The sequence below is a fragment of the Geothrix paludis genome (assembly GCF_022808815.1).
Taxonomy (GTDB): Bacteria; Acidobacteriota; Holophagae; order Holophagales; family Holophagaceae; genus Geothrix; species Geothrix paludis.
The window spans coordinates 717,849-732,665 of sequence record NZ_JAKZLC010000001.1 but is presented as its reverse complement, the minus strand read 5'-3'; the positions used below and the strand labels follow the sequence as shown (position 1 = coordinate 732,665).

Below are 14,817 nucleotides of genomic sequence, written 5' to 3'. Positions count from 1 at the left end.
TCCGGTCCTAGGCCAGAGCCAGGTCGCGGCGGGCGGCGGTCTCGAGTTCGTGGAGGGCCTGATCCACCCAGGCGGCCTCCTGGGCTTCCACCATGAGGCGAAGCTTGGGCTCCGTCCCGGACCAGCGCACCACCTGGCGCACGCCCTCGCCCCAGCGGGCATCGATGGCGGCCATGGCGGCGACCAGGTCCGTGCAGGCCGCCACATCGCGACGGTCTCTGGCGACCACATTCACCAGGCGCTGGGGCCAGGGGCGGAAGGCCCAGGCCCAGCGGCGATCCGCGGGCCGATGCAGGAGCGCCCGGAGGATGCCGAGGGCGGCGGCCATGCCGTCACCGCTGGGGCCCACGCGCTTCTGGATGAGGTGCCCCGAAGCTTCCGCGGCCAGATCCCAGCCGCGCCGGGCCATCTCCCTCAGCAGGAATTTGTCACCCACCGGCGTGCGGACGAAGGGGATGTCCGCGCCGGCCAGGGCCTGGGCCAGCCCGCCATTGGTCATCACGGTGCCCACGACGCCTGGCGGCGCGTCCCCGCTGGCCTTGCGGTCCTGGGCGAGCAGCCAGACCATCTGGTCGCCGTCCACCAGGTCGCCCCGGCCATCCACCAGCAGGCAGCGGTCTCCGTCCCCGTCGAAGGCGATGCCCAACTGGGCGCCCCGGGCCACCACGGCCGCGGACAGGGCATTGAGATGCGTGGACCCTACGCCCACGTTGATGGAGGGGCCATCGGCGGGCACGCCGATCCAGTGGATGGCAGGGCCGCGGAAGAGCTCCTGGGCCGCCTCCGCCGTGGCTCCATGGGCGCAGTCGATGACCACGCCGAAATTCCGGGGCAGGTCGATGCCGCCCAGGTGCCTCAGGTAGGGGCCGAGGTCCAGATGTTCCGGGGGGATCGAAATGGTGGTTGGCTCGGGGATGGCCTCGAAGGCGGCCTCGATGGCCTGTTCCTGATCCTCCTCCAGCTTCTCGCCCAGTTCGTTGAAGCCCTTGAGGCCATTGTCCTCGGGGGGGTTGTGGCTGGCGGAGATCATGAGACCCCAGGTCTTGGGGCCCTCCGCGCTCAGCTGGGCCACGGTCCAGGCCACAGCCGGCGTCGGAACCATGCCGAGGACCAGAACTTTCAGACCCATCCCGAGGCCCAGGATGAAAGCCTCGGACATCGGGCCGGAGCTGGACCTGGGATCCCAGCCGATCGCCATCCGTTTCACGCCGGCTTCCCGGGCCACCTGGGCCCAGGCGGCGCCCCAGCGGGAGACCTCTTCCAGGGTGAGGGGGGAGCGCAGGGCGACCCCGCGGATGCCGTCGGTTCCGAAGTAGCAGAGACTCATGCCGGAAGTTTACCTGATGGCGTGCGTCCTGAAGACCCTGTATCCCCACCCGGTGGCCTCGGCATGGGCGGCGGCCGTGAGACCGTCCCGCTGGTCCGGGGCGAGGGACATGCCGGCGCGGGCCGCCAGGAACCGCTTGCGGGAGATGCCGATGCAGATCCGCTCGGCGGGCCAGGCCAGCGCCTCCGGCAACCGGGACAGGGCGTTCCAGATGGCTAGGTCCTCGGCGAAGGTGGTGCCGAAGCCGAAGCCCGGATCCAGCAGCACGCGCTGATCCGCGATGCCGGCCGCCCGCAGGCGGTCGCGCACCTCGATCAATTCCGTGATGGCCACGGATGCGTCCCTCGGGGCGGGATCGTCGTAGGGGGGCATGAGGAACCCCTCGCCCTCGCGCCGGCTGCGCATGGCGATGAGGCCGCAGGCGGAGCCGGCGGCCAGCTCCAGCATGGCCGGATCGGCCAGGCCGGACACGTCGTTGATGATGGCGATTCCCGCGTCCAGGCCTTTCGCGGCCACGGTGGCGTGCCGGGTGTCCAGGCTGAGGGGGATGCCTGGCAGCGCCTCCTGCAGCGCCGCCAGCGCAGGTTCCAGGCGGCCCCATTCCGTGGCGGCATCCACCACCGCCGATCCGGGGCGGGTGCTTTCGGCGCCCAGGTCCAGCATGCGGGCCCCGGCGGCCACGAGGTGCTTGGCCTGGGCCAGGGCCGCCGAGGGATTCAGGTAGCGTCCCCCGTCGCTGAAGGAGTCCGGCGTTAAATTGAGGATGCCAAGGAAAAGGGGACCACCCTCCAGGAGTGGTCCCCATTGAAACGGTTCGGGCCTCACGCGGGCTTAAGGGCGGGGTTCAGGCCGGGATCGGTCTTGGGCCCTTCCACGGTGGCCGGCGCAGACGGCGTGCCGCCGCTCTTGGGCGGGGGCAGCGTGCCGCCCTTCATGAGGATGTCGATGTCGTCGCCGTCGAGAGTCTCGCGCACCAGAAGGGCCTCGGCGATGGCCACCAGCTGGTCGCGGTGGGCCTCGATGGCGGCCTTGGCGCGGCGGTAGTTGCGCAGCACGAACTCCTGCACCTCTACGTCGATGAGGCGGGCGGTGTCTTCGGAGATCTCCCGGTGCTGGGCGAAATCGCGGCCCAGGAAGACCTCGTGCTGGCCGCCGCCGAAGTTCAGCGGGCCCAGCTTGTCGCTCATGCCGTACTCCGTGACCATCGACCGGGCCATCTCGGTGGCCTGCTGGATGTCATTGGCGGCGCCGGTGCTCAGTTGGTTGAAGAAGATCTCCTCGGCGATGCGGCCGCCCATGGCGATGGCGATGCGGCTCTCCATGTAGTCCCGCGTGGTGTTGTACCGGTCCGTCACGGGCAGCTGCCAGGTGACGCCCAGGGCCCGGCCGCGGGGGATGATGGTGACCTTGTGGAGCGGGTCACTGTCGGGCACCACATGGGCCACGACCGTGTGGCCAGCCTCGTGGTAGGCGGTGATGCGCTTGTCGGCCTCCGTCATCACGAGGCTGCGTCGCTCGGCGCCCATATAGACCTTGTCCTTGGCGTTCTCGAAGTCGGCCATCTCGACCCACTTCTTGCTGCCGCGGGCGGCGGTGAGGGCGGCCTCGTTGCAGAGGTTGGCCAGGTCGGCGCCGGCGAAGCCGGGCGTGCCGCGGGCGATGACTTCCAGATCCACGTCGGGGCTGAGGGGGATCTTGTCGGTGGTGTGCACCTTCAGGATCTCGTGGCGGCCCTTCACGTCGGGGCGGTCCACCACCACGCGGCGGTCGAAGCGGCCGGGGCGGAGCAGAGCGGGATCCAGCACGTCGGGGCGGTTGGTGGCGGCGATGAGGATGACGCCCTCATTGCCCTCGAATCCGTCCATCTCGACCAGCAGCTGGTTCAGGGTCTGCTCCCGCTCATCGTGGCCGCCGCCCAGGCCGGCGCCGCGATGGCGGCCCACGGCGTCGATCTCATCGATGAACACGATGCAGGGGGCGCTCTTCTTGGCCTGCTCGAAGAGGTCGCGCACGCGGCTGGCGCCCACGCCCACGAACATCTCCACGAAGTCGGAGCCGGAGATGGAGAAGAACTGCACTTTGGCCTCGCCGGCGATGGCGCGGGCCAGCAGGGTCTTGCCAGTCCCCGGAGGGCCCATGAGCAGCACGCCCTTGGGGATCTTGCCGCCCAGCTTCACGAACTTGGCGGGATCCTTCAGGAATTCGACGATCTCCTTCAGCTCCTCCTTGGCCTCGTCGCAGCCGGCCACGTCGGCGAAGGTGACGCGCTTGGCGCTGCTGGACAGGCCCTTGGCCCGGGCCTTGCCGAAGCTAAGAGCCTTGTTGCCGCCCATCTGGGCCTGGCGCATGAAGACGAACCAGAGGACCACGAAGACAAGCAGGGGCGCCCAGAACATCAGCACATAGGCGAAGTTGTTCTCGCTGGGCTTGGCGGCCTTGAACTCATCGAGCTGACCCTCGGTCTTCCAGCTGAGGATGACCTTGCCCAGATCCTGCATGGGCGGGGCCACGGTGCGGAACTTCTCGATGACTTCGCCGGTCTTGGGATTCTTGTCGGGTTGCTTGTAGGTGCCTTCGACATCGAAGCCGGAGAGGGTCACCGACTTGTACTTGCCGCCGACACCCTCGGTGTAGAAGGTCGAGAAGGGGATCTCGATCTGGCGGCTGTTCTGGGGGATCTGGCGGAAGGCCAGCACCAAGAGGGCGATGATGCCCAACCAGACCAGCACGCTTTTCATCATGGAATTCAAAGGGTCACTCCTTCGGGCCTTCGCCCAAGTGTCCTTCCAGTGTACTAGGCCCCGGAAGGCGGCTGAACCTAAGATGCACGTACTCGCCCTCTGGTTCGGGATCCAGATGGAAATTCCCCCAGGAGGAAGGCTTGCGGCCCTTCTCGAGGCGCGCGGCAAGCCAGGGCGCGAGGCCCCTCAGCAGGGCCGCCTCCCTCGGCCAGTCGAGACGGCGGAAGGCGCTTTCCAGCGTCCAGCGCAGTTCCGGTTCGGCCCACGCGCCTCGCCGGAAGGTGATTCCTTGATCGGCAATGGACCAGCGGGTGCCCTCCCAGCCGGCGATGAGCAGACCCACCAGGTGCCTGGCCTCCTCGGCCTGGAGATGGGTCTCGAACAGGTGGCGGTCCAGGTCGGGTGCCTCCCGCCGCACGGCCTCGAGGAGGGGCCGCCAGCGGTTTCGCGCCGTGAAGGGCTCGGCGTTGCTGGCGTCTTCCCGCCAGGGGATGCCCCGGGTCGCCAGGTAGGACCTCAGATCGGCGCGGCGGATCTCCGCCAGGGGCGACCAGCGGAGGCCCTGGCGTGGCGCCAGAGGCTGCAGGCAGCCCAGGCCGCCGCCCCGGGCCAGGCGCAGGAAGACAGTCTCCGTGTGGTCGTCCAGGGTGTGGCCCGTGGCCACGGCTGTCGCGCCGCCTTGCCTGGCCTCCTGGCGGAACCAATCCCACCGGAGGGCCCGGGCGGCCATCTCGAGGCCGAGCCGGTGGGCATCCGCGTGAGCCCTGACGCCGAGGGTGGCCTCCGCGAGATCCAGGTTGAGGGCGCGGCAGAGCTGGCGCACGAAGTCCGCATCCTCCCCCGACTCGGCCCGCAGGCCGTGGTCCGCGTGGAGCACGGCCAGATCCAGATCCAGGCTCTTCCGGAGCGTCCACAGGAGCACGAGGAGCGCGGTCGAATCCCCGCCGCCCGAGCAGGCCACCAGCACGCGGCCATTGACGCCATCCCCCCGGCGCTGGATCTGGGCGAGCAGGTCGGATTCGAACCGGTTCATGCCTCCAGGCTATCGCAGGAAACGGGGCCGCAGTGCCTTGACGGAACGGGCCCTGGACCTCCAGGCTGGGGCCAAGAGGTCTGACATGGCGTGCTCGACGCGGATCATCCAGGGGGCGGTCTGTCTGGCCTGGATGCTCTTCCCTGGTGGGATGTCGGCGCAGACAAGTGCCTGGGCCAGCTTCGTGGAGGAATGGCGGCGGACGCCCCGACCCCCCTTGAGCCTGCTGGCTTCGAAGGGGCTCGTCACTGCGACCTACCGGGCCTCCGACGAACAGCTCGTCCGACTGGTCGCCACGTACGACTTGGCCGCCGCGGACCTGGAGGGTCCCTCACTGGACCGCGTCCGGGCTGCGCGGAACTGGGACCTGGGGCCCCATTGGATCCTGCTGGACCGGGAGGGGAAGGTCCTCGACGAAGGGAGCGTCCTTCCCTCCGGCACGAAACTTCGTGACCATCTCGTGGCCGCGGGTGGGACACCGTCCTGGGAGGCCCTGAACCGTTTCCTGGAACAGCATCCGGACCACGGCGAGGCGCTCCAGCAGCGCATGGCATTCGCCTGCGCCATGACGAGGTATCGGTTCCGCGCCCTCCGGGAACGAGGACAGGCCGACGGCGTCCAGATCTCTGATGACTTCCGGTGGCCTGTCCTCATCCCGGCCAGGGCCAAAGATCCGACTGCCACCGCAGGGCTGGCCCGGGAAGTGGGGGAGACCCTGCGAGGCCTGAACCAGCTTCCGGATGCCTGGCGGGGGAATTGGGTGTGGCTTACGTCGTGGTTGGATCTCCTGGGCTCCCTTGATCCCGACAGCATCCGATCAGAACTCGGTGCCTTCCAGGATGGGATCTTCGAAGCCTGGCGCAGCAATCCCCACTCCGGGAGCTCCTTCCAACTCAGCGACGAGACGGGAACGCTGGGCCTGGCCGATGTCTGGATGGCTTGCGACGACCTGGGGAATGCCCGCTCCCACCTCGCCGACGCCTGCAGCCTTTCCCCAACGCCAGGGCGAGTATGGCCCTCATCCGATCTGCTCCATCGAATCTCCGCACGTGCACTGCAGAGGGGGCAAGCCCGGGATCTCCTGGCCGTGCTGGGAGGGTTGGAGGCCGATCCCTCGCAGGGGGTCAATCAACGGGAATGGACGGTCTTTCGTGGGGCGGCCCTCTACTGGCGCACGGTGGCCCTGGCGCAGTTGGGTCGCTGGCCCGAGGCTTCGTCATCCGTGCAGGAGTGCCGCCAGGAGATGGGAACCTTCTGGGGTGCCGTGACTGGAAACCTCAGCCACCATTTCGGACCTCCTGCCGGTGACCGGAGCGCCGAACCCATCAAGCCCGGCCAGGCGCCCCAGTCCTTCCTGGACCTGCTGACCCTGCCGCCCCTGGACCCGCCGCCGGTGCCTGCATCGAAGCCGCTCCGATTCCTGGTGTGGGGCTCTCCGGCCTGGAAGGAACGCTGGAGGGAACTCCGGCAGGCTCAACCCCTCGGCGACTGGGGCCCGGACGAGCTGAGAGAGGAAGCGCCGACCGAGGCGGATACGGCCTATCTCCAGAGGCTGGGATTCCCGGCGGTGGGATGGGCGGTGTTCCGTGGGACGGCGGAGCTCGTCAGCCGGGGGGACGGGCTGCCGGATCCGCCTGCCCTCGCCCTCCACCTCGCATCGGTGGCGCCATCCCGCCTCCAGGTGCTGGACACCTTCCTCCGTTGGCACCCGGAACACCTCGACGCCCGGCGGGAGCGGTTCGACCTGCTGCGGCCCCGGACGCCCAGCGTGGCGTTCGAGGAACGACTGATCGAGGATGCGGCGCTGGCAGGAGTCCCCCTGGACTTCGGGCCGGAGGCGCCCTGGATCCGGAACGTGGCGGGTTGGCAGCGTCGTGCGCGACGCCTACTACCGGAACTCGAAGCAGCGCTCCATCGCTGGCCGGGGAATGCCGCTCTCTGGCGCCAGTGGGTGGACTGGGCCGCCTTCCTCCCTGCACCTCCTTCGACGATTGCCTTGGCGGAAAGCCTTCCCGTTTTCGGAAGCCACTCCGCCTGGAAGGCCGGCCTTCCGGCAGCAGCGCATAAGGCCATCGCCACGGAATTCCTGCGGGGACGACGCTACGAGGAGATGGCTGACTGGTTCCTGGAAGCCTGGAGAGGCGTCCTGGAGCGGACCCTCGAATCCAGGACCAGCCCGCCGCCCAAGGCTCAATCCCAGGACGCGGCCATCTATGAGTCCCTGTGCGCCGCCCTGAAACCCCTGGGCCGCGCAGGGGACCTGAAAGCTGTCGATCAAGCTTGGATCAAGGTCCGGAGGAAGGCGGGAGAGAAGAGTCCCTAATGGGCCTCCAGCTTCATCAGAACCTCCAGCAGCGCCTTCGGCACGGGCATGTCGCACCAGAGCGCCTCGGCCCATTCGCACATCCGCAGGGAGCCCCAGTGCATGGCCCGGCCCACCACGCCACGGCGGAATGCGGGGTGGGCGATCCGCGTGACGGGCTGGGAGGGGTCCTGGTTGAACTGGCTCCCGAAGGCATCGAAGGCGGCCATACGGCGGTCCCACACGGCGCTCACGTCCACCAGCAGGTTCGGCTGGGCCGGGTTCTCGCCACCGGCCCAGGCCACCGCCTCCGGCCGCCAGGGCGCCCCGGGGCAGGGATAGTTCTTCAGGCCCGCGTAGTAGGCGGCTTCCCGGGCCAGGCGATGAGCCCGGCGGTGATCGGGGTGGCGATCGTCCGGGGCGGGGAGGAGCAGCACCCGGGGCCGCATCCGGCGGATCTCCGCCATGAGGCGGATCCGGAAGACCTCCTCCTCCGTGAACCGCCCGTCGGGGAAATCGAGGACCGTGCGGGTCACGCCGAGGATCCGTGCCGCTTCCTGCGCCTCGGCGCGGCGGGTCTCCGCGGTGCCGCGGGTGCCGAGGTCGCCGCTGGTGAGATCCAGGATGCCCGCCTTCATCCCCCGATCCGAGGCCAGGGCCAGGATTCCGCCCACGTGGACTTCCACGTCGTCGGGATGGGCGCCCAGGGCAAGCAGATCCAGATCATGGCTCATGGTTCCTCCACCAAGATCACGGGGGCGCCGTCCATGCGCGCCAGGACGGCTTCCAGCAGGGCTTCGTTCCTCAGCCAGGTGAGGCCGGGGATGACCCGCTCCTGAGGGGCGCCATAGGGGAAGAGGGCCTGGCGCAGCCGCTCGGGGTCACCGCCCAACATGGTCGCAGCCGCTTCTCGGTGCAGGCGCCGGTCCAGCTTCGCCAGTCGCTGTCGCGTCCGCTCCTGCTCCAGCCGGAACCGGGCCTGGAGGGAGGCCGGCCAGCTTTCGTCCGCCTCCGTGGTCCGGAACCGGGAACTCGGGAGCTCGCCCGGCCAGGCGGCGAGGCGGTCCCAGGCGCCCAGCCGCAGGGCCTCCAGGTGGCCCGGTGTGCCATGGAACCCCTTCGGCACCACGTAGACGCTGGGGCGCGGAAGGATCTTCGGCGCCGGGAGATCCACGCGTTCCCAGAGAGGCTCGCAGAGCCGCCAGTAGGCACGCTCGGAAGGCCCCAGGACCACGGCGGTCACGGGCATCAGCAGGGACTGCATCAGGGGACGGATGGCCGCCCCGGGGCTGAGCCAGCGGCCCGGGGGCAGGGGCTGGCCGGGGTCCAAGCGCTCGCGGAGTCCCGTGCGGGGATCCAGCGAGAACCAGGCGGCCTGCACCCGGGGATCCAGCGGCAGGGGCGCGCCCTCCGCCTCCAGGCGCCCTGCCTGCCGGATCAGGTCGGCTTCCAAGCCCAAGGCCCGCCAGCGCTCCAGTTCCACCTGGATGGGCTGGCGCACGGCGGGGTCCGTGGGGGAGAAGGGACGGAGGCCGCGATTCCAGAGGGCCCGGCCCAGGGCCAGGACGTGGCCGCGGAGGGTGGGCTCATCGGGCTCCGGCACGGGGCCCCAGAGGGCCTCCGCCTCGGCCTGGTGGACGGGGGTCCAGGGCAGCCAGCCGGTGGCGGTGCCGAGCCTCGCGTTGAAGCGGAAGCGGTGGCGCGCGAGGCGGCCCCCGGACACGCCGACGACGGACGCCACCTCGGCCCGGTCGTGGTCTTCGTCGGCCAGCCAGTAGACCGCCTCGGCCCCGGTCCGGCGGGCTTCGGCCAGGGCGGCGAGGGCCTTGGCCACAGACAGGGCGGGGCTCCAGCCGGCCCCGATCTGCTGGCCGGTGGCGATGACGGGCCTGGGATTCACGACCTTCCCCCTCTGTTCATCTCGGGTCTTCTCAATCGGCGCGTCGTACCCATGGGCCCAGCCTAACCGATCTGCCATGCTCGACGGCATGTGGAGCGTGGAACCCTGGATCCCCCCCGCCTCGCCGGATCTCGGGGCACTCGCCATGGAGGCGGCGGACGCGGCCGGCGTGGCTTCCTTGAGGGCCTGGCCGGAGATCCGGAAAGGTGGCATCGGGTTCGGCGATCTTCCTCCCTTTCTGTGCTGGCACGGGGAAGCGGAGGGCCGGTGGCACCTGGTGCTGGTCCAGGCCCGGGAGGTCGGCGCACGGGTGCCGGGCGCCCGCATCGAGCCGCTGCCGGAGGACTGGCTGGAGGAGTTGGATCTAGAATCCCTGGCCCGCCCTCTCAGCCTGCATCCGGATTTCCCGGGTGGTGCCGCGGTCCATGTGGTCCACCTCCCCGGCGCCGACCAGTTCCGGGTCCGAAGCCTCGGTCCGGGCGCTCCCGGCCTGGTCTCCGAAGTCCTGAAACGCATCAGTTATATCCAAACCTGGCATCCCGCCGATTAGAGACCATCGGGAGTGCACCATGCTGACCCTCGACTTCTCCACCCTGAAGGAAGCCATCATGGCCGCCGCCCTGGGGCTGATGATGGGGCTGGAGCGGGAGAGCAGCGGCTTCGAGCGGAGCCGTGAGAGCCACGAGGCGCTGAACCGCCGCGAGACCGACCGCATCGAGGGCCTTCAGGGCGCCCTGGGGGCGCGCACCTTCGCCCTGCTGACCCTTCTGGGCTGGATTTCGGTGAAGGTGGGGGGCGGAAGCCTGGCCATGCCCATCGCCGTCCAGGCCTTCGCGGCGGTGCTGATCGGCCTCTTCTATTTCCGGACCAGTTCGCCGGACCGCGGGCTGACCACGGAGGTCGCCGCCCTGGCCGCGCCGCTGCTGGGCATGCTCCTCACCCGGGACGCGCTGCTGGCGGTGGCGCTGGCCGTGATCATGACCCTGCTCCTGCTGTCCAAGCCCTGGATCCGCGCCTGGATCCCCCGGCTCCATCGCGAAGACCTGATCGCGGCGATGCAGCTGCTCCTCGTCTTCGCCATCCTTCTGCCTCTGCTGCCCTCCCGGGTGCTGGATCCGTGGGGCGTGCTCTCGCCGCAGAAGGTGGGGTGGATGGTGGCTCTGGTGGCGTCCGTGGATTTCCTCGGGTACGCCCTCAGCCGCGTGCTGGGATCCAGACGGGGAGCCGCGCTGACGGGCCTGGTGGGCGGGATGGTCAGTTCGACGGTAGTCGCCGTCACGATGTCCAGGCAGGCCCGGGAGCACCCCTCGATGCGGAGTGCCGGCCAGGTGGCCGTGATGCTGGCATGCGCCACCATGGCGGTTCGTGTGGCCTTTCTCGCGGGAGTCGTCGGCGGGGGGAGCCTCCTCCGTCCGCTCCTGTTGCCCATGGCCGCCATGGTGGTGACCCTGCTGGCTGCGACCTGGTGGATGTACCGGTCCGGCGAGGGCCTCGGCGTCGGTACGGATGACATGCCCCTGCGCAACCCTTTCCACCTGAAGCGCGCCCTGGGTTGGGGTCTGGCCCTGGCTACGGTCCTGCTGATATCGGCCGCGGCCCGCGCATGGTTCGGGGATCGGGGATTGCTGGTGACGGCCGGGATTTCAGGGCTGGCGGACGTGACGCCCATCACCCTGGCCGTGAGCAGCCAGGTCCACTCGATCGGCCTGGATTCCCGGACAGCCGTCCTGGCCATCGTGTTGGCCATCGGCGCGAACACCCTCGCCAAGGCTGGATTCGCGTGGATCTCCGGCGGCCGTGCCTTCGGCATGCGCCTGACGGCCATGCTGGCCGCCTCGCTGGTGGCGGCTCTGGCGATGGTGGTGCTCTGAAGCCTGCGCCCGCCGGCGCTATTTCCCGCGGTTGCTCATGCGCGTGTGGGCGACGCTGCTCTTGCCCTGGGGGCGGGCGGAGGCTTTGGCCACGGGCTTGGGGTGGGCATCGGCCTTCGGCTTTCCGGCGCTGGCCACCTGAACCGGCTTGTCCGCGGCCTGGACCTGCTTGAGGAGATCGGCGGGGACGAGTGGCTTGGTCATGGGAGTGCTCCTGTCCCGATTCTAGCGCAGCCTGCCAAGGCCCCGCTGGCACGGATGTGACCGCCCTCAAATCGCCGGGCCCCCGGCCGGGGGTAATCTGGAGCGCGACGGGGCGCGGCTTGGGCCTTTCCTGGAGGATCGACCATGGTGACAGCGGCGGGGGATCGCTTGGTGGAAGCTGCCCTGGGTTCCTTCGAGGCGTGGCGGGAAACCACGCGCCTGGAGCGGAGGCGGCTCATCGACGCCTGGCTCGACGAGCTGAGTCGCAGGCGGGAGGACCTCGCGCGTCTCCTCACGCAGGAGACCGGCAAGCCCATCACCCTGGCGCGGGGCGAGGTGGGTCGGGCCGAGGCGACCCTGCGGGCCACCGCCGAGGCGGTCGGAACCTTCGGGGAGGAGACGGTGCCCTACGACCTGATGGCTGGCGCCGACGGCTGCCGGGCGGTCCTCCGCCGCTTTCCTTTGGGCCCCGTCCTGGCGATCACGCCCTTCAACTTCCCCGTGAACCTGGCGATCCACAAGCTCGGACCGGCCCTGGCCGCGGGCTGCAGTGCCATCTGGAAGCCGTGCCCCCAGGCGCCTCTCACCTCGAAGCTGCTCTGGGACACGTTCGAGGCGGCCCGCCGGGATATCGGAGCGCCCGACGATCTGCTTCAGTTGGCGCCCCCGGATCCGGCCGCGGCCGAGGCCCTGGCGAAGGACCCGCGCATCGCGGCGGTGAGCTTCACCGGCTCCGAGCGGGTGGGGCGGCACCTGGAGCAGATGCTGGCCGGCAAGCGGCTGCTGCTGGAACTGGGCGGCAACGGCGCCGTGGTGGTAGATGAAGGCGTGGACGCGGCGGCCGTGGCCCGTGCGCTGGCGCCCGCCGCCGTGGCCGGGGCAGGGCAGAGCTGTTCCAAGGCCCAGCGGATCTATGTGCACCGGAATCTCTGGGAGGCTTTCGCTCCGGCCTTCGTGGCGGCCGTGACGGCCCTGCCCGTGGGCGATCCCATGGATCCCGCCACGGTGGTCGGCCCCCTCATCGACGAGGCCACGGCCCGTCGCATGGACGAGGGCCTCGACCGGGCGGTGGCCGCGGGCGCCGAGGTGCTTCTGCGCGGATCCCGGCAGGGGGCGCTGTTACCGCCCGCCATCCTCGCGGGCCTGCCCGAGGACGACCCCTTCCAATGCGAGGAGGCTTTCTCCCCCATCACGGTGCTCACGCCCGTGGACAGCTTCGAGGAGGGCCTCGATCGGGCAGCCGCCACGCGCTATGGTCTGCGGGCCAGCGCCTACAGCCGGGACCAGCGGCACCTCCGCCTGGCGGAGGCGAGGCTGCGGGCCGGCGGCGTCCTGCTGAACCTGCCGCCCACCTTCCGCCTGGACGCGGCCCCGTTCGGCGGGGTGCGGGCCAGCGGCAACGGATTCGAAGGTCCCCGGTGGGCGATGGAGGGCTTCACCGAAGGCCGCCTCATCGTCGAAGGTCCGGCCCTGTAAGAATCGACCTGGAGCCGACCCATGCCTCTGTCCATGCCCTTCCGTTCTGGCGATCTCGTGGTGGTGGTGCTGCATTCCCCGCGGGAGCGGGTGTGGGGCAGGCTCCTGGGGCTCGAGGCCGCGGGCATCGCCATCCGGGGCGTCGACCTCGCGCCCTGGGCGGAGGTCCTCACCCTGGTCCGCACGGGCCAGACCGACCAGGTGGCCCTCAGCACCCGCTTCCTGCCCATGCACCGCGTCGAAACCGTGTACCTCGACGAGCCAAGCTCTGGCGCACCCAGCCTGGCGGACACGTTTTGCGACCGGACGGGCCAGGACCCGCATCTCTTCCTGGCGGACCCGCCCTCACCCAAACCCTCCACCCGACACCGGAGACTCCCATGAGCCACGCCAATCACGCCCGCTGGATGGCGCGCTTCCGCGATCGCGCCAAGGTCCTCAAGCGCCACATCGTCCTGCCCGAGGGCCGGGATGACCGGACCCTCCAGGCCGCCCAGCTGCTGCTCGATCAGGGGCTCTGCCGCATCACCCTGCTGGGGGATCCAGCCGACATGGCGAAGCGGGGCGGAGCCCAGGGGCTCTCACTGAAGGGGGCGACGATGGTGGATCCCCTCGCCAGCCCCCTGCTGCCCGAGCTGGCCGGGGCCTACTTCGAGCGCCGGAAGTCCAAGGGCATCACGGAGGCCCAGGCGCTGGAGGCCGTGAAGAACCCGCTCTGGTTCGGCGCCATGATGGTGCAGGCGGGCTCCTGCAACGGCATGGTGGCGGGCGCGCTGAACACCACCGCGGAAACGGTGCGGGCCTGCCTCCAAGCCATCGGCGCCGCGCCCGGCATCAAGACCGTCTCCAGCTTCTTCCTGATGATCCATCCCGATACCGCCTTCGGTGAGCAGGGCGCCATGATCTTCGCGGATTGCGCCGTGGTGCCGGATCCGACGCCCGAGCAGCTGGCGGACATCGCCCTGGCTTCCGCGGAGAATGCCCGCCGGGTGCTGGACGTGGAGCCCCGCGTGGCCCTGCTGAGCTTCTCCACCCGCGGCTCCGCCGAGCATGCCCGGGTGGACAAGGTACGCGCCGCCCTGGCCCTCATCAAGGAGCGGGCGCCGAACCTGGCCGTGGATGGCGAGCTGCAGGCAGACGCCGCGCTCCTGGCCTCCGTGGGCCAGCGGAAGGCGCCGGGCTCCCCGGTGGCGGGCCGGGCCAACGTCCTGGTGTTCCCCGATCTGGACGCCGGGAACATCTCCTACAAGCTCACCGAGCGCCTGGGCGGCGCCGTGGCCCTGGGCCCGCTGCTCCAGGGGCTGGCCCGCCCGGCCAACGACCTCAGCCGCGGCTGCAGCCCCCAGGACATCGCGGACGTGGCCGTGCTGACGGCCCTCCAGTGAAGCGGATCGCGCTCTTCATCTCCGGCACCGGCGGCAACGCCCTGAACCTGCTCAGGGCCTGCCAGGAGGGCCGTGTGCCTGCCGTTCCAGTCCTGGGCCTCGCCTCCACCGCCAAGGCCGGGGGCATCCCCCGGCTCGAGGCGGAGGGGTTGCCCACGGTCTCAGTCGTCCGGAAGGACTTCGACTCGGACGAGGCCTTCTCGGAGGCCTGCTACCGGGAGGCGGAAAGGGCCGGCGCGGAGGTCATCTGCCTCTGCGGCTGGCTGAAGAAGCTGATGGTGCCCCGGCGCTGGGAGGGGCGGATCCTCAACATCCACCCGGGCCTGCTGCCCCGGTTCGGCGGGCCCGGCATGTACGGCATGCATGTCCACCGGGCCGTCCTGGAAGCCGGCGAAGCCGAGTCCGGAGCTACCGTGCACCTGGTGGATGCCGAGTACGACCACGGCCGGATTCTGGACCAGATGCGGGTCCCCGTCCTTTCTGGCGACACCCCCGAGGATCTCCAGAGGCGGGTCTATGCGGCGGAGATGGAACTCTATCCGAAGGCACTCCGGGCATATCTGGCTGAAGAGCCTTAG

At 70.1% G+C, this 14,817-nt stretch carries 14 protein-coding genes; 7 read left to right on the top strand and 7 right to left on the bottom strand.

The genetic code is table 11. The annotated features are described in order from the left end of the window. Window positions 1-7: 7 nt before the first annotated feature. The 4 genes from MLE64_RS03390 to tilS are packed head-to-tail and all read right to left on the bottom strand — an operon-like array spanning window position 8 to window position 5,101. Window positions 8-1,327, bottom strand: coding sequence for a phosphohexomutase domain-containing protein (locus tag MLE64_RS03390; RefSeq protein ID WP_243315931.1), 1,320 nt, complete (start codon window positions 1,325-1,327; stop codon window positions 8-10). 9 nt (window positions 1,328-1,336) lie between these two features. Then, on the bottom strand, window positions 1,337-2,152 hold the full coding sequence (folP, locus tag MLE64_RS03385) for a dihydropteroate synthase (protein WP_243315921.1): 816 nt from the start codon (window positions 2,150-2,152) through the stop codon (window positions 1,337-1,339). Beyond that, window positions 2,149-4,065 carry an ATP-dependent zinc metalloprotease FtsH gene (gene ftsH, locus MLE64_RS03380; RefSeq protein ID WP_243315911.1) on the bottom strand — a complete coding sequence of 639 codons (1,917 nt, stop codon included), beginning with the start codon at window positions 4,063-4,065 and terminating at the stop codon, window positions 2,149-2,151. The genes folP and ftsH overlap by 4 nt, the downstream gene beginning before the upstream one ends. Before the next feature lie 16 nt (window positions 4,066-4,081). After that, on the bottom strand, window positions 4,082-5,101 hold the full coding sequence (gene tilS / locus MLE64_RS03375; protein WP_243315909.1) for a tRNA lysidine(34) synthetase TilS: 1,020 nt from the start codon (window positions 5,099-5,101) through the stop codon (window positions 4,082-4,084). An 85-nt stretch (window positions 5,102-5,186) separates the two neighbouring features. Between tilS and MLE64_RS03370 the strand changes: the two genes are divergently transcribed. Then, on the top strand, window positions 5,187-7,424 hold the full coding sequence (locus MLE64_RS03370) for a hypothetical protein (protein ID WP_243315907.1): 2,238 nt from the start codon (window positions 5,187-5,189) through the stop codon (window positions 7,422-7,424). Here the strand turns inward: MLE64_RS03370 and bshB1 are convergent. Together bshB1 and bshC are read right to left on the bottom strand one after the other, a co-directional pair. After that, window positions 7,421-8,137: a bacillithiol biosynthesis deacetylase BshB1 gene (gene bshB1, locus MLE64_RS03365; RefSeq protein WP_243315905.1), complete on the bottom strand. Its 717-nt coding sequence runs from the start codon at window positions 8,135-8,137 to the stop codon at window positions 7,421-7,423. The two genes, MLE64_RS03370 and bshB1, sit on opposite strands and share 4 nt — an antisense overlap. Continuing rightward, window positions 8,134-9,303 (bottom strand): bacillithiol biosynthesis protein BshC, encoded by a 1,170-nt coding sequence (bshC, locus tag MLE64_RS03360; RefSeq protein WP_243315903.1) that lies wholly within the window; start codon window positions 9,301-9,303, stop codon window positions 8,134-8,136. The genes bshB1 and bshC overlap by 4 nt, the downstream gene beginning before the upstream one ends. A 76-nt stretch (window positions 9,304-9,379) precedes the next feature. On the opposite strand from bshC, the gene MLE64_RS03355 reads away from it, so the two are divergent. Both MLE64_RS03355 and MLE64_RS03350 read left to right on the top strand, forming a co-directional pair. After that, the gene (locus MLE64_RS03355) at window positions 9,380-9,853 is read left to right on the top strand and encodes a hypothetical protein (protein ID WP_243315901.1); all 474 of its coding nucleotides are present in this window, start codon (window positions 9,380-9,382) and stop codon (window positions 9,851-9,853) included. A 19-nt stretch (window positions 9,854-9,872) separates the two neighbouring features. Then, a complete protein-coding gene (locus MLE64_RS03350) occupies window positions 9,873-11,174 on the top strand; it encodes an MgtC/SapB family protein (protein WP_243315899.1) in 1,302 nt (433 codons plus the stop codon). Window positions 11,175-11,192: 18 nt separating this feature from the next. Here the strand turns inward: MLE64_RS03350 and MLE64_RS03345 are convergent, their stop codons facing one another. Further along, a complete protein-coding gene (locus MLE64_RS03345) occupies window positions 11,193-11,378 on the bottom strand; it encodes a hypothetical protein (RefSeq protein WP_243315898.1) in 186 nt (61 codons plus the stop codon). A gap of 171 nt (window positions 11,379-11,549) precedes the next feature. Between MLE64_RS03345 and MLE64_RS03340 the strand changes: the two genes are divergently transcribed. From MLE64_RS03340 to purN, 4 genes are read left to right on the top strand one after another with little or no spacing between them, the layout of a single operon-like run. Then, the gene (locus tag MLE64_RS03340) at window positions 11,550-12,854 is read left to right on the top strand and encodes an aldehyde dehydrogenase family protein (RefSeq protein ID WP_243315896.1); all 1,305 of its coding nucleotides are present in this window, start codon (window positions 11,550-11,552) and stop codon (window positions 12,852-12,854) included. 21 nt (window positions 12,855-12,875) lie between these two features. After that, the gene (locus MLE64_RS03335) at window positions 12,876-13,238 is read left to right on the top strand and encodes a hypothetical protein (protein ID WP_243315894.1); all 363 of its coding nucleotides are present in this window, start codon (window positions 12,876-12,878) and stop codon (window positions 13,236-13,238) included. Beyond that, complete coding sequence (pta, locus tag MLE64_RS03330; protein WP_243315893.1) at window positions 13,235-14,239, top strand: phosphate acetyltransferase; 1,005 nt, start codon at window positions 13,235-13,237, stop codon at window positions 14,237-14,239. The genes MLE64_RS03335 and pta overlap by 4 nt, the downstream gene beginning before the upstream one ends. Then, entirely contained in the window at window positions 14,236-14,817 is a 582-nt protein-coding gene (gene purN, locus MLE64_RS03325) for a phosphoribosylglycinamide formyltransferase (RefSeq protein ID WP_243315889.1), read from the top strand. The genes pta and purN overlap by 4 nt, the downstream gene beginning before the upstream one ends.

Coding starts and splice junctions, on each gene's coding strand:
- MLE64_RS03390 (WP_243315931.1), bottom strand. CDS start 1,327: ATGAGTCTCTGCTACTTCGGAACCGACGGCATCCGCGGGGTCGCCCTG.
- ftsH (WP_243315911.1), bottom strand. CDS start 4,065: ATGAAAAGCGTGCTGGTCTGGTTGGGCATCATCGCCCTCTTGGTGCTG.
- tilS (WP_243315909.1), bottom strand. CDS start 5,101: ATGAACCGGTTCGAATCCGACCTGCTCGCCCAGATCCAGCGCCGGGGG.
- MLE64_RS03370 (WP_243315907.1), top strand. CDS start 5,187: ATGGCGTGCTCGACGCGGATCATCCAGGGGGCGGTCTGTCTGGCCTGG.
- bshB1 (WP_243315905.1), bottom strand. CDS start 8,137: ATGAGCCATGATCTGGATCTGCTTGCCCTGGGCGCCCATCCCGACGAC.
- MLE64_RS03355 (WP_243315901.1), top strand. CDS start 9,380: ATGCTCGACGGCATGTGGAGCGTGGAACCCTGGATCCCCCCCGCCTCG.
- MLE64_RS03350 (WP_243315899.1), top strand. CDS start 9,873: ATGCTGACCCTCGACTTCTCCACCCTGAAGGAAGCCATCATGGCCGCC.
- MLE64_RS03345 (WP_243315898.1), bottom strand. CDS start 11,378: ATGACCAAGCCACTCGTCCCCGCCGATCTCCTCAAGCAGGTCCAGGCC.
- MLE64_RS03335 (WP_243315894.1), top strand. CDS start 12,876: ATGCCTCTGTCCATGCCCTTCCGTTCTGGCGATCTCGTGGTGGTGGTG.
- pta (WP_243315893.1), top strand. CDS start 13,235: ATGAGCCACGCCAATCACGCCCGCTGGATGGCGCGCTTCCGCGATCGC.